This window comes from Brevibacterium epidermidis NBRC 14811 (assembly GCF_001570805.1).
Lineage (GTDB): Bacteria > Actinomycetota > Actinomycetes > Actinomycetales > Brevibacteriaceae > Brevibacterium > Brevibacterium epidermidis.
In genome coordinates this window covers 1-14,160 of sequence record NZ_BCSJ01000007.1, presented here as the reverse complement: position 1 = coordinate 14,160, position 14,160 = coordinate 1, and the positions used below count along the sequence as shown (strand labels likewise).

Annotated in this window: 11 protein-coding genes; all 11 read right to left on the bottom strand. The window is 66.0% G+C overall.

Annotated elements, in window-relative coordinates; genetic code table 11:
* Nucleotides 1-130: 130 nt before the first annotated feature.
* The 11 genes from BEP01S_RS05345 to BEP01S_RS05295 all read right to left on the bottom strand — a co-directional run bounded on the left by BEP01S_RS05345 (nt 131) and on the right by BEP01S_RS05295 (nt 14,081).
* On the bottom strand, nt 131-442 hold the full coding sequence (locus BEP01S_RS05345; RefSeq protein ID WP_039208407.1) for a DUF3870 domain-containing protein: 312 nt from the start codon (nt 440-442) through the stop codon (nt 131-133).
* 127 nt (nt 443-569) lie between these two features.
* Nucleotides 570-1,370 carry a serine hydrolase gene (locus BEP01S_RS05340; protein ID WP_241897519.1) on the bottom strand — a complete coding sequence of 267 codons (801 nt, stop codon included), beginning with the start codon at nt 1,368-1,370 and terminating at the stop codon, nt 570-572.
* Nucleotides 1,371-1,464: 94 nt separating this feature from the next.
* A complete protein-coding gene (locus BEP01S_RS05335; protein WP_082819461.1) occupies nt 1,465-2,577 on the bottom strand; it encodes a S66 peptidase family protein in 1,113 nt (370 codons plus the stop codon).
* Nucleotides 2,570-4,225 (bottom strand): ATP-binding cassette domain-containing protein, encoded by a 1,656-nt coding sequence (locus tag BEP01S_RS05330; protein ID WP_062241240.1) that lies wholly within the window; start codon nt 4,223-4,225, stop codon nt 2,570-2,572. The genes BEP01S_RS05335 and BEP01S_RS05330 overlap by 8 nt, the downstream gene beginning before the upstream one ends.
* The gene (locus tag BEP01S_RS05325; protein ID WP_082018849.1) at nt 4,225-5,208 is read right to left on the bottom strand and encodes an ABC transporter permease; all 984 of its coding nucleotides are present in this window, start codon (nt 5,206-5,208) and stop codon (nt 4,225-4,227) included. Before BEP01S_RS05325 ends, BEP01S_RS05330 begins: the two co-directional genes overlap by 1 nt.
* On the bottom strand, nt 5,208-6,272 hold the full coding sequence (locus BEP01S_RS05320; protein ID WP_244882094.1) for an ABC transporter permease: 1,065 nt from the start codon (nt 6,270-6,272) through the stop codon (nt 5,208-5,210). The genes BEP01S_RS05325 and BEP01S_RS05320 overlap by 1 nt, the downstream gene beginning before the upstream one ends.
* A gap of 90 nt (nt 6,273-6,362) precedes the next feature.
* Nucleotides 6,363-8,183, bottom strand: coding sequence for an ABC transporter substrate-binding protein (locus tag BEP01S_RS05315; protein WP_083532563.1), 1,821 nt, complete (start codon nt 8,181-8,183; stop codon nt 6,363-6,365).
* A 183-nt stretch (nt 8,184-8,366) separates the two neighbouring features.
* Nucleotides 8,367-9,854, bottom strand: a complete 1,488-nt coding sequence (locus tag BEP01S_RS05310) for a type III PLP-dependent enzyme domain-containing protein (protein ID WP_083532562.1) — start codon at nt 9,852-9,854, stop codon at nt 8,367-8,369.
* A 98-nt stretch (nt 9,855-9,952) separates the two neighbouring features.
* Nucleotides 9,953-11,851 (bottom strand): PucR family transcriptional regulator, encoded by a 1,899-nt coding sequence (locus BEP01S_RS05305; protein WP_062241238.1) that lies wholly within the window; start codon nt 11,849-11,851, stop codon nt 9,953-9,955.
* A 77-nt stretch (nt 11,852-11,928) separates the two neighbouring features.
* On the bottom strand, nt 11,929-12,663 hold the full coding sequence (locus tag BEP01S_RS05300; protein ID WP_244882093.1) for a response regulator transcription factor: 735 nt from the start codon (nt 12,661-12,663) through the stop codon (nt 11,929-11,931).
* A complete protein-coding gene (locus BEP01S_RS05295; protein WP_062241236.1) occupies nt 12,663-14,081 on the bottom strand; it encodes a sensor histidine kinase in 1,419 nt (472 codons plus the stop codon). The genes BEP01S_RS05300 and BEP01S_RS05295 overlap by 1 nt, the downstream gene beginning before the upstream one ends.
* Nucleotides 14,082-14,160: the final 79 nt, after the last annotated feature.

Sequence of the window (14,160 nt, the reverse complement as noted above, 5' to 3'; positions counted from 1 at the left end):
GCCACTGGCAGTGCAACCGATGGGCAGTGCCGACAGCGGCACCGAGGATGCCGTGCGGGATGGAGCAATGTGCAGTTGTCGATCGGATCCGGTCCGGTGAGGGCCCGGGCAATCGGGGTGGTCGGACGCGCTACTGAGCGGCAACCTCGCGGTACTTCTTCGCGGCGTTGTTCACTGCCGTGATCAGCGCCTTCTGCGAGGATCCGTGGTAGCGGCGCTGGATGCGCTCTATCAGTCGACCGGGGTCCGTGATGTCGGCATCGACGAACAGGCTCCGAATGAAGTTTCGGGTCAGAGCCAACGTCGCCGTGCAGTCCACATCGAGGATTCGGTGGGTGTCCGGTTCGATCTCGAACGCCACGTAGAACAGACCGAACTGGCTGGTGATCGGGTTGTTCGACGGAGCCTTCGCTTCGCCTGTGAGGTAGATCGTGTCGGACATCGCCCACCAGACTACCCCACGGTTCTCCGCGCCGAAGCGCGATCGAGGGCAAGGGAGACCACCGCAGCCACGCTTGCAGCCAAAGTCGCGCTTGCGGCCGAAGTCGCGCTTGCCCTCATGATCGCGCTCAGAGGAACCGGTGGATCGCGTCGCCGGCCGCGCGCATGACGGGCATGACGTCGACAACCCGGTCGGTGCCCGGCTCCCAGTTCGCGAACACCGCATAGGCGACCCGGCGCTGCGGGGTCATCACGATCCCGGCGTCGGCTCTGATCGTCCCGTTCGTGCCGGTCTTGTTCCAGACCCACACGTCGCGCTGATAGTTGTAATGCGCGAGCGGGTCGAGATCGAACGCCGAGGCGACCATCGAGGTGTCCGCGCCGGCTCCCAACCAGCGCCGGAAGACCTCGTTCGTCGACTCGTCCCAGAACTCGTCCTTGGCATGTCGGGACATGAAATCACTGATCTCGGCGGCAGTTCCCGTCGACAGTGTCCGCGGTGCCTTGGCCGGCCGCGGCCAGCGCAGGAAGTCGTGCAGACCCGAGTTCCGGTACCCGAGCTTCTCCACCTGATCGGCGACATTCTCCAGCCCGACTCTGCGGATGAGCACGTTCGTGGCGAAGTTGTCGCTGAACGCGCCGATGAGCAGAGCGACGTCGAAGATGCTCAGATCGTCCTGCTCCATGAGGTACCAGATCCCGGACTCGTCAACCCGCTCAGACGGTCGCCGATGCAGGCGTTCTTCCAGGTCAAGAGTGCCATCCTTATACATCTGCAGGGCAGTGTGGAGCAGGAAGACCTTGCCCATGCTGGCCGTATCGAGTTCGTCGTTCTCATTGTGGGCGAACACCCGTTCCCCACTGTCGACGTCGAAGGCCAGAGCGCTGAAGCGCACTCCGGGCAGTCCGTCGAATTTCAGTTCGCTCATCATCGTGCTCCTAACAGTCTCGTTTCGATCTTGTCTGCCTGCCCGGGGCGCGTCCGCCCCGCCGGGTGCGGCCACCCGCGCTTCGTAGGCGCGATCATGCCTGCCCGCCCGCGTGATCCACCCGCAGTCGCGGCCGCTCCCCCGGCTCCGCGTCGAGGGTGACATCGACGCCGAGCGGGACACTCGGCGCATCGGGATCGTGGCCGAATCCCATCTCCGACACAATCGGAATCCCCAGACCGCCGAGGTAGTCGATCATCAGCGCCTCGACCTCGTGCACAGGCGCGCAGTCCTCCCACGACCCGAGCACCACCGCATCCGCCGAGGTGAACCACCCACCACGGACCAGCTGCACCATGAGATTGTCGAGTCGGTACAGCTCCTCGTCGACGTCTTCGAGCATGAGGATGCTCGGACCGCGCCGCTCGCGTCGTTCCCGCACATCGATGAGCTCGGGACTGCCCATCCCAGCGGCGATGAGACTGAGATTTCCCCCGCCGAGGCGGCCCTTCGCCGTCCCCGGAACGAGAGTCTGAGCCCGGCTGAGCGGGCGAGCAGCCACGCCCGAGGCGAGGCTGCCTGCAGGTTCTTCTGCGGGGAAGCCGAGTTCGCGGCCGCCCCAGGGTTGGAACAGCCATGAGGCCACCTCGTCCGGGACGACCGTCGAGTTCTTGAACGGGTCGTTGCCGACCATCGGGCAGAACAGAGTCGCCACGCCGAGGTGGTGCTCCCAAGCCTGGTGGAGGGCGGTGATGTCCGAGGACCCTGTGAGCAGTTTGGGGCGGCCGTCTCGGCGCAGCATGTGCCGGCGCATGAGGTCGAAGTCGATGCCGTCGAGCAGTCGCATGGCTCCGAATCCGCCGCGCAGCGCGATGACTGCATCCGTGTCCGGATCGCACCACGCGTCGACGAGATCAGCGCGGCGTTCGGCGTCCGTGCCGGCCAGGTACTTCACCCGCGGGTGACGCGCGCGGACGTTGTCACCTGGTACGACCTTGAGGCCCCAGGATTCGAGTTGGGCGATCGCGCGCTGCAGCGATTCCTCGTCGGTGGGTCCCGACGGTGCGATCAGCCGAACGGTGTCACCAGCAGCCAAGGGGGCCGATTCGAGGTACGGACTCGGCTCATCTGCACCGGCGAACTCGACCTCGGTCGTACGACCGACCTCAGCCGCGCGATCAACCCCTACGAACTCCGACTCACTCATTCCTCACCAAGCTCTGACTTCCCAAACGTGGAACCGCTGCGAGCAGCTCCTGCGTGTATTCGTGCTGCGGATCGGACAGCACCCTGTCGACCTCACCGTATTCGACGATCTCGCCTCTTTTCATCACGGCCACGGTATCCGCGATGTTCCACGCCAGCCCGAGGTCGTGGGTGATGATGAGCGCACTCATTCCGAGGTTCTTCTTCAGCGCGAGGAACAGCGACAGGATCTCTCCGCGCACGGACGCGTCCAAAGACGCGACAGGTTCGTCGGCGATCAGCACCTGCGGGTCGAGAGCCAGAGCACCGGCGATGACGACGCGCTGCCGCTGCCCGCCCGAGAGCTCCTGCGGAATCGACTCGAGATAGTCCTCGGCCGGAGTGAGCTCGGCGGCTTCGAGCGCACCGATGACCCGCTCATACTCGCGATCCTTGATCCCCTGCACCTTCAGGCCCTCGACCACGGCTTCATACACGCTGCGCTTGGGATTGAGCGACCCGGCCGGGTCCTGCAGAATCATCTGCACCTGCCGCCGGAAAGTCCGCAGCTCCTTCGTCTTCCGCGGCAGCGGTTTGCCGGCGAACGACAGCTGCGAACCCGGTTCCACCTCCTGCAGTCCGAGCAGCGACCGTGCCAGAGTCGTCTTCCCCGAACCGGACTGGCCGACGACGGCGAGGATCTCCGCCTTCCGCAGCTTCAGATCCACCCCGCGCACCGCGCGTTCGCGGCCCCGTCGGGTGTCGAATGAGACACTGAGGTCCTTCGCCTCGAGCACCACCTCATCCGTCATGGTGAACGGTTCGGCCCGGGCCACCTCGGCGGGTTTGAGCGTCCGGGGATTCAGCCGGGATTCGGAGTCCCCGATCTGCGGAAATGCACCGGCGAGCTGCTTCGTGTAATCCTCCTGCGGGGACAGGCACACCTTGTCGCTGGGCCCGTATTCGACGAGGCAGCCGTGGCGCATGATCGCGAGGTCCGCGCAGACGGCCGAGAGCACGGCGAGGTCGTGGCTGATCATCAGCAGGGAGATTCCGCGTTCGGCGACGAGGCGGGCCAGGCCGGAGAGGATCTGCTTCTGCACGATGACGTCGAGGGCGGTGGTCGGTTCGTCGGCGATGATGATGTCGGGTTCGCAGGCGAGCGCCATGGCGATCATGATCCGCTGCTTCTGCCCGCCGGAGAGCTCGTGTGGATACGCACTCGACTTCGCGGCTTCGAGGTTGACCTCGGCGAGGAGTTCGAACATCCGGTCTCGGCGCTTCTGCGGAGTCGTCCACGTGCCCTTCGAATGGTGCTCGAGGGCTTCGATGATCTGACTCCCGACCTCGCGCACGGGGTTGAGCGAGTGCAGGGCTCCTTGGAAGACGATCGATGCCTGTGCCCACCGGACCGCGCGGATCTGGCCGAAGCTCAGCTCCCGGATGTCCTGCCCGCCGAGGAGGACCCGCCCGTCGAGGCGCGCGGACTTCGGCAGCAGGCGCAGAGCCGACATGATCAGCGTCGACTTCCCCGACCCGGACTCTCCCGCAATGCCCAAGGTGGCCCCGGCAGGCAGGTCGAGGCTGACGTCCTCCACGGCGACGACGTCCCCGCGGTCGGAGGAGGAGCGGTAGGTGATCGAGACGTTCTCAAAGCTCAGATCGGTCATCAGCGGCTCCTCAGGGCGGGGTTGATGATGGCCTCGAACGCGCGCCCGACCATCGTGAATGCGAGCACGACCAGCAGGATCGCGATGCCCGGGGTGAGCACGTACCACCAGTAGCCGGAGGTCGCCGCGGACACGTCCATCGAGTTCTTCAGGATCGTGCCCCACGACTCCTTCGACGTATCGCCGAGGCCGAGGAACGACAGCGTCGATTCGGCGATGATCGCCCCGCCGACCGTCAGGGTCGTATTCGCGAGCACGAGCGGCATCACCGCCGGCAGCAGGTGACGGAACAGGATATGGGAATGACCGGCACCGAGGATGCGCGCCCGTTCGATGTAGAGCCGGGATTCGACGCTCAACGTCTGCGACCGCACGATCCGTGCCGTCGACGCCCATGAGGTCAGCCCGATGGCGACGACGATCGTGAAGACTCCGCGCTCCAACACGGAGGACAGCACGATCGCCAGCAGCAGGGAGGGCAGGACGATGAAGAAGTCGACGATGCGCATGATGATCCCGCCGAACAGTCCCGTGAAGTGACCGGCGGCCAGACCCATGATGGTGCCGATGACCATCGACATGACGGTCGCGGCGACGCCGACGAGGATCGAGACGCGGGCTCCCCAGAGGATGCGCACCCACATCTCCCGGCCGAAGTCGTCGGTGCCCAGCGGGTGGTCGAGACTCGGCGGAGCGTAGCGGTCAACGTCGAGCTGCTTCGTGACGTCGAGCATCGACGCCGGTGCGATGAGCGGGGCGGCGATCGCAATGATGACGAAGAAGAGGAGCACGACGGCGCCGATGAGTGCGGGGACGTCGGAGCGGAAGAGCGCCCAGTTCTTCTTCGCGTTGTTCAGCCGGCGTTCGCGTACGAGCTTCGCACCGTCGACGGCTGAGGTCGACGTGCGGGAACCCGATCCACGCGGATCCGGTTCGTTCGATGAGGGGCCGGGGGCCGCCTCGGCGGGGGTGTTCGCGCTCATCAGGCCCTCCTGACGCGGGGATCGAGGAATCGGTAGACGATGTCGGCGGCGAGGTTCATCACGATGATGATCGCCGAGAACACGACGAAGGTGCCCTGCAGCAGCGGCAGGTCGGGGCCGCGGATGGCTTCGAAGGTGAGTTTGCCCAGCCCCGGCCACGAGAACACGGCTTCGACGGTGACGGCGCCGGCGATGAGGCCTCCGATGTGGAGGAAGACGACGGTGACGGTCGGCAGCAGCGCATTGGGCACGGCGTGACGGCGGCGGACCTCATCCTCGGTGAGGCCCTTCGCCCGGGCTGTCGTGAGGTAGTCCTCGCTCATCTCCTCGAGCAGGGAGGCGCGCATGATCATGAGGAACTGTGCATAGACGACGGCGACGAGCGAGACGACCGGGAGGATGAGGTGTTTGATGACGTCGATTATCCCGGCAGGCGACCACGGGTCGAGACCTGGAGTGATCATGCCGCCGGTGGGCAGCCATTGGAGGGTGCCGCCGAAGATCATGAGCAGGATGAGGCCGAGCCAGAACGTGGGCACGGACCAGAAGATCAGCGAGGTCGAGGACGCGACCTTGTCGAACAGCGTATTGCGTCGCCAGGCCGAGAGCTGTCCGAGCCACAGGCCCATGACGATGGCGATGACGGCCGCGGTGGCGGTGAGCAGCAGAGTCGGGCCGAGGTAGTCGCCGATGAGCGAGGACACGGATTTCCGATACACGTAGGACTCGCCGAGGTCGCCGGTGACGATGCCGACGAGGTAGTCCCAGAACTGCATGATGACGGGTTTGTCGAGTCCGTACTGGCTGCGCAGTTCGGCGATCTGCGCCGGGGACATCGGCCGTTCCTTCGCGATCTTGAGCACGGGATCGCCGGGCAGCATGCGGAAGGCGAAGAAGCCGAGCAGGATGACCAGCACCATCGACGTCGCGGCACCGCCGAGCTTGCGCAGGAGGTAACGGGCGAACGATCCGCCTGCCGGTGGCTCGTCCATATCGACGGTGTCGACGTTCGCGGTCGCCTGCGTGGAATCCGTGGAATGGGGATCGTGGGTGGGTGTGCTCACTGTGGTGCTCCAGGTGGTGGGGACAGGCCCAAGGGTCCGGGTGCCGCAGGTGGTGCTTGAGGTGCGGCACCCGGACTGTGGGTGTGGGGACTATTCGCGGTCGTCGGACTTCTTGCGTCGACTGAGCAGCCAGCCGCCTCCGCCGAGGACGACGATGACCGCGGCCCCGATGCCGATCCAACCGCCGGCGCCCATTCCGCCGCCGGTGGCTTCCTCTTCGCTGACGGGTTCGACCGAGGAGTATCCCCAGTAGCCGACCTGGTTGGCGATGGCGCCGCCGTCAGTGGGCTGTTTCGTGAAGTTATCGAACCGGTCGGAGCGGTAGGCCTCGAGCTGGTTCGGGTACCACAGCGTCACCGAGGGGGTCTCCTCGTAGTGGATGGCCAGTGCCTTCTGCACGAGGTCCTGTCGCTTGGCCTGATCGAGTTCGACGTGCTGAGCCTTGTAGAGCTTGTCGAATTCCTTGTTGCACCAACCGTCCTGGCTGGTGCCGCCGTTGCCTTCGGCATCGGGGCGCTGGCCGCAGGTGTTGATGCTCAGCTGATAGTCGGGATCGGGGTTGATCGACCAGCCGGAGAAGTACATGTCGTAGTCGCCCTTGGTGGTGCGCTCGGACTCGGTATCGGCATCGGTCGATTCGTTCTTCAGGTCGATGCCGATGTCCTTCATCCACGGCTTCAGGAACTTCGCGGTGCTCTGCTCGGTCGGAATATCGGCATCGGTGAGGAAACGCAGCTCGAGCTTCTCACCGTCCTTCTCGCGGATGCCGTCGGATCCTTCCTTCCAGCCGGCGTCGTCGAGGAGCTTCTTCGCCTTCTTGACGTCGAATCCGCTGATGACGGGGTTGTCGGACTTGAGTGCCCAGTCAGGGTAGACGGCTGGGATGAAGCTCGTGGCCGGCTGCGCATAGTCCTGCATGACCTGTTTGCGCAGGGTCTCGGAGTCGATGCCGGCACGGATGGCCTGGCGGACCTTCTTGTCCTTCAGCGCCTCGTGCCCGGTGCCGAATTCTTTGTCCTTCGAGTCGGCGATTCCCGAGTTGATGGAGATTCCGTTGAAGCGGCGGCCGTTGCCGTCATTGAGTTCGACGTTGTCCGCATCCTCCAGCGCCGTGAACTGGTCGGGGCTGAGCCCGGTGATGAAGTCGACTTCGCCGGAGCGGATCGCCTGCACCTGGGCGTCGGAGTTCGTGTAGTAGCGGTACTGAATCTCGTCGAGCTTCGGCTTGCCGCGCCAGAAGTTCGGGTTCGCCTTGAGCGTGATCGACTTGTTCGCTTCGTAGCTCTCGAGCTGGAACGGTCCCGAGCCGACGGACTTCTTGTCATTCTTGAATTCGCCGGGCTTGTCGACCTTCGACCACACGTGCTCGGGCACGACGGGGATCTCCTGGCCGGGGTTGTTCGCCTGCGGCTTCTTCAGGGTGATCTTGACGGTGCCGTCATCGGGGGCCTCGACCTTGTCGAAGTTCTCGACGAGGCTGCCGTTGGCCACCGCCATCTCTTCCTTCTCCATCATCTGGTTGTAGGTCCAGGCGACGTCCTTCGCCGTCAGCGGTTCACCATCGGACCACTTCATGTCCGGACGGATCGTGTAGGTCCAGACCTTGCCCTCGGAGTCCGTGTTCCATTCGGTGGCGAGTCCCTCGGTGACCGAGCCGTCCTTGGCGTCGTTGGCCACGAGGTTCTCGTACATGTACCGGAAAGTGTTCGTCGGCACGAGGTAGAAGGAGGTGAATGGGTTGAAGGAGTCGATGAATCCGTCGGTAGCGATCCGCAGCACGTTGTCGGAGGCCGGAGCTTCCGAGGTGGCGGCCTGCGCCGGGGAGGTGGCCATCGATCCGGCAAGGGCCAGTGCTGCGACTCCGGCCAGGCACCGTTGCCAGCCTCTGCGCATTGAGTGTGAAGTGAACATCTTTGTCTTTCTTCTCGTGCGGTGATTCACTTGTGCTCCCCTGACCCGGGCGAATCGGGATGTTCCCCCGGGTCAGGACAGATGTGTTCTCCATCACTCTACGTTCGAAGTGACGTGAAAACGGCACAACAACACACAAATATGCTTGCCGGTCACTGTGCAGATGCCACAGGCGGCTCGAAATCAGCTGCCTTGCGCAATGGGTTCGGCAGCGAAGTCACCCCTGTCCGGACTCAGCGCGCGCAGTTCGGTCTCCCCCGCCTCGGCGAGGACTTCGGCGATCGTCTGCCCGCGGCGGATGAGGAAGAACTCCGTGCCGCCGTCGGGTGCGGTGCGATAGCCGAAGATGGGCACACGCGGGAGCAGGTTGTAGGAGAACGGGTTCGAGAAGTAGTAGGCGCCCGTCTCGGGCACGGCGACGAGGTCGCCCGCGTCGAGGCGCGGCAGCATCCGATCCCGGGCCAGGAGATCTCCGGAGAAGCAGGCGGGACCGGCGACGTCGGTCGGGACGATTTCGGAGTCGGCCGCCTCGGCGATCTTGGGGTTCCCGTCCGGGGTGAACGGCAGGATCCGCAGGGGCCAGTCGTTCGGGGCATAGGCGGTGCGGGTGGCGACCTGGACGCCGGCCTGGGTCATGGCGATGCGGCGCCCGCCGGTGGTCTTCGCGTATTCGACGCGGGTGAGGACGGTGCCGGCCTTGGCGAGGAGGGCGCGGCCGAATTCGGTGACGATGTCGAAGTCGAACAGGCCCGGCACCTGCTCCTCGAGCACCGCGCGGTAGTCGGCGAAGGTCGGAGCGATGTCCTCGCCGTCGAAGTTCACCGACAGTCCCCCGCCGATGTCGATGCGCGTGATCCGGCGGGCCGAGGCGCGGGAGTTGATCTCCTCGGCGAGGTCGACGGCGGCGCGGATTCCGACGGCGGCCTTGTCGAGGCTGATGCCCTGCGACCCCGAGTGGACGTGGATCTGGTTCAGCCACGGGCGAGCCAGAAAGGCCTCGATGAGGGCTTCGCGAGAGCCCGAGTCGGCGAGGCCGATACCGAATTTCGAGGTTTGTGTGGCGGTGCTCAGGGCACCGATCAGGCCCGTGCCCGACTGCGGATTGATCCGGACCCCGATCCTCGCCGAGGCGGCCGTGGCAGTCGCGCTGTTCCCGTCCGTCAAGATCGTGTCGAGGCGGGCGAGTTCGTCGAAGTTGTCGACGTTGATCGAGACACCGAGGTTGACGGCCCGGTTCAATTCGGCCCAGGTCTTGGCCGGTGAGTCGAAGACGATGCGTTCGGGGGCGAATCCGGCCGAGAGGGCGAGTTCGAGTTCACCGGGGCTGGCGACTTCGCAGCCGGCTCCCATTTCGGCATAGCGGCTCAGCAGCGATGGCAGCGGCACTGCCTTGCAGGCCACTGCGTGGAGCACTTCGTGATCCGATGCGAATGCCGAGGTCAGCCGTTCGAAGGCCGTGTCGACCCAGTCGAGATCCATGAGTCCGAGCACTGCGGCATCGTCGGTCAGCGCGGGGACGGCGGCTGACTGTGTGGAAACGGCGTCCGACCGTGTGGGCGCGGAGGAGGACTGCACGGAAACGGCAGAGTCGGCGGGCGGAGCGCTGTTCTCTGCGATGGCTCGGATGGCGCGGGTGCGACGGTTCGGAATCGCATGGTGGTGACTGGGCATAACGTCCTTTGTTTGAGATCTGTTGTCACTTTAGGACGGCTGACCTCGGAGGACGGACGATTATTCGCCAATCTTCGCCAACGCTGGTTGTAGGTTTCTCACGACCGGTCGAAAGCGAGCACCGAGAGTTCGAGCCAGAGCCTGTCGGCCGGCTCCGCTGTCGAGAGTCCGGTGATCTCTTCGATGCGACCGAGACGGTGTCGCAGCGAGTTCGTGTGCACATGCAGTCGGCGGGATGCCTCGGCCGAGTTGCCGACCGTGGCGAAGTAGACGCGCAGGGTTTCGAGCAGGCTGCCGTTGTGCAGTTCGTCGTGAGCGGCCAGGGCCTGTGCCGGGGCGAGGACTCCGCCGCCGGGACCCCGCTGATCCGCAGAACCTCGCTGGCCCACAGGCACTCGACCTCCACCGATCGACTGGTCGTCCGCGGACAGCAGCACATCGGCGACCTGCAGACCGACGACTCTCGCAGCGACGTCGCGGATCGTCGCGCCGACGATCCGGCCGTGGGCACCCTGACTTCCATACGTACCCGAACGCTTCCGGCTCGCGGTCTCTTCGCCGTCATCGTCGTTCGCACCACCGTCGTCTTCGGTGCTGCTCTGCACAGCGTCGACGACGTATGCAGCTTCGGTCCACGATCGATGCACGGCATCGAGCCGGTCGACCGGTGTGCCGACTCCGAAGCACAGAGTCTCCGTCTTCGGCAGGGACCTGCGCAGGGCGGCGATCACGTGATCGCGCACCTGATCGGCACTCGTCGGCTCGCTCATCTGCACCAATGCCGCGAGGTGCACTCGCTCTCCGGCGGCTGCTCGGCCCGCGCCGGCATGCGCGGAGACGGCACCTGCAGGACCGATAGAAGCTGAACCGGCACGGGACTGCCCCGCACCTGCAGGACCCGCGCCTGCGGAGCTCACGTGCGCGAGCACGGCATCGGCGAAGGCGGCCCGCAGATGGAACCGCAGGACGGGCTCTCTGTCGGGGGCCACTTCGGTGAAGGCAAGGACGCAGAAGCTGCCGGAGAACGGCAGCGACAGCAGGGTCGCCGACGGCCCGAGGTCGGCCGAACCGGCGAGGATCGCGCCGAGCGCCTCCCGGCGGATGCGCTTCTCGAACGGTGACCGGCGCAGGGTCCGCAGCATCACGGGCAGGGCCGCGCGGGCGGCGTCACGCAGCACCTCGCGCAGCGGTTCCGGGTCGACCTCGGCCGGGTAGGCAGCCCAGATCGTGCCGATGAGCTCACCTTCGCTGCGCAGAGCGATGACCGACCGGGCCGGTGACGTGCCTTCGGCAGGGCGTTCGACGACGTCGGTCGAACGGCGGATCGTGTCGAGGAATCCGGATTCCTCGAGCTCGGCGATCCGCCAGTCGGGGATGGCCCCGGACAGGATCGTCTCGCGTCGGATCTCATCGAGTTCGTCGCCGAGGTTGGCATGAGCGAGCACACGCGAGGTCGGGTCTTCGATCGTGATCGATGCACCCGTGGTTTCGGCGATGACGGCAGCCAGAGCGCTCAGATCGTCGACGTCGGGCCAGGCCAGGGCGCTCGTCGCACCTTCGGTGAGCTGCCGCAGATGCACGAGGATCTCCGACCAGGTCACATGGGGTGAGCGTTCGAGGAGGACCGGAACCTCGCCCGTGGTCCCCCGCAGGTCGACCCCATCGCCGAGGTGGCTGTGCGTTCCGGGCGGAACGACGAGGGCGGCGGCTCCCGCATGGGCGCTCAGCACGGCATCGAGTCCGGCAGGGCTGCGCACCGGTTCGGTGGCGAGGACGACGGTGCCGGCCAGGGAAGCGCGGCCGGCCGCCTCGGCGGGTGAAGCGGTGTGCGGCCCTGTGTGCGGTGCGGCCGACGAATCGGTGGGCGCCTTCGGCAGATCGAACCCGAATTCGACGCGAGTGATCGCGACGTCGTCAGCCATTTCGGTCAACGGCAGGAGGAGCCCCTCCGTGTCCCGGATGAGGCGGGACAGTGGCGGGCTCGCGGTCTCGGTCATGCTCCCACTGTAGTCAACGACTGCACGCGGTCGGGAGGGCTTGCTTCAACGTGACCGGCCGCCTCGGTGGGGATGGGTCATTCCGGGGAGAAGAATTTGAACTGCAGCGCGCGGACGACGAGCTGAGCGAGGTTGCGCGCGCCCAGTTTGATGCGCAGGTTGCGCGCGTGCGATTTCACGGTGGACATGGCCACCGATTGGGCGGCGGCGATCTCCTCGTAGCCGTGGCCCTGGCAGAGCAGGGTGAGCAGATCCATCTCGCGTGCGGTCAGCTGCGGAGCCGCCTCGGGAGCGTCGGGCAGCTGGTCACCGCTGATGACGATGTCCTCGGCCAGTCCTCTGAGCAGCTCTGGGCTCTCCCCCGCCGAGGCGGCCCGCACGATCGAGACGAGTTCCCTCTCCCCTGCCGTCTTGTTGAGAACGGCATGTGCTCCGGCCTCGAGCCCGCGGGCGATTCCGGGCCCGGGCGACACGGTCGTCAGGAGCACGACTCGGGCGTCGGGGTCGAGGTCGATGATCGCCGCCGTCGCATCGACGCCGCTCATTCCCGGCGGCATGTTGACGTCCATGAGGACGAGGTCGGGACGCTCGGCGTCGAAGGCAGCGATGGCCTCCTCGCCGGAGTGGACGGGGTCGAGCACACGGAAGGAACCCGCATCAGTCAGCGCCGCTCCGACCGCCCGCGTCGTCCACGAATCGTCATCGACGACGAGGACGGAAGTGCGGTCGGTGGATTCCGAGGTCATGACTTTACTGGTCGACTGAGCGGTCGCCGGAGTCGCGTCCGAGACCGTGTATGGGCGCGACGTCATCAGGCGTCGACCTTGTCTCGGTCGCCCTTCGTGCGGCGGTCGTCGGTGCTGAGGTCGGTCTTCCCGTCAGCAGCGTCGGCGGAGACAGCAGTGCCGGAGTCAGCGGAGCTGGCGGGCCCAGTGATCGGAACGGACGCTGTCGTCGCACCGGCCGCCTCGGGGCTGGCGTCGAAGTCGTCATCGACGACGTCGATCATGGCTTCGTCGGAGGCAGCCGACACGGAACCGGAGATGAAACGGATCGGCAGGGCCACCTCGACGACGGTTCTCTTCTGGTCATCCGCGCCCACCCGGCAGACGCCGCCCACGGCCCTGGCACGGCGCGACAACGACCGCGGGGCCTGAGTCAACGTGGTCGGGGATGCGTTCGTGCTGCGGCAGAGCAGTTCGGCTCGGCTGCCGCTGCCGTCTCGCATTTCGACGACGAGGGTGGCGGGGGTGCCGGGGACGGAGTAGCGGATGACGTTCGTGGCGAGCTCGAGCATGACGGCCCGGAAATGGTGTGACATGGTGCCGGTCGCATGGGTCGGCAGCGGGGAGAGTTCGGTGGTCAGCGGAACGGAACCGGCCGCGCACCCGTCTTCGATCGCGGTCGTCAGCTGCTCCGCCTCGGCGCGGAATCGGATCCGGGAGGTCGCGGAGTCCCCGGTGCAGCTTTCGGTCTCCCACTTGCTCAGGCTCGTCACCAGCTGCCGGAGTCGCTTGGTGGCTTCGGCGTTGACCAGCGCCAGCTCGGCGAGGAGGCGGTCCGCGGACTCGGAATCGCTTTCCCTCGCCAGGGTGCGGATGATCGCGGACTCGGTGGTCAGCGAGTGCGAGATGGTGTCGTGCATGTCGCTGGTGAAGCGGGCACGCATGGCATCGAGGGACTTCTGGTGTTCGACTGCGGCACGTTCGCGGCGGTCGATCTCGCTGCGGATACGGGCCTCGACGAAGGATGCGCACAGACCGAGGATCGAGTAGGTCAGCCAGCCGTAGCCTAAGTCGGTGAGTCCTTCGAAGCCGGCGTCATAGGATCCGAGCCGGGTCGAGACGCCGAGGTAGACGGCCAGTCCGATGGTGCCGAGGGCGAAGCCGATCCAGCGGCGGCGGCTGATGAGGACCGCGGTGGCGAGGATGAGCGCCTCGGGGAACATGTTCTCGAGATCCGGGTAGAGCATGGAGAATCCGATGCCCAGACCGGTCGTTGCGATGACGATGCTCAGCGGCAGGAAGCTGGCTAAGACGATGAGTCCGTAGGCGAGGATGAGCAGCGTCGAATAGCGGGGTTCGGTGATCTCGAAGGAGCCGGGCACGAGGATCGTCAGGCCCATGATGAGGGCGAGCAGACGGATCGGCAGATCGATGAAGCGCGGTCCCCTGAGGAAGTTCCACACCCGGGACGGGACGCCGGTCGATCCGTCGAAGTCTGAAGTCATGGCCCCTATTGTGCTACAACTGTACTTCCCCGAACTACCTGACGGCGGCCCAGCAACCTCGCGCGAGGTTGCTGGGCCG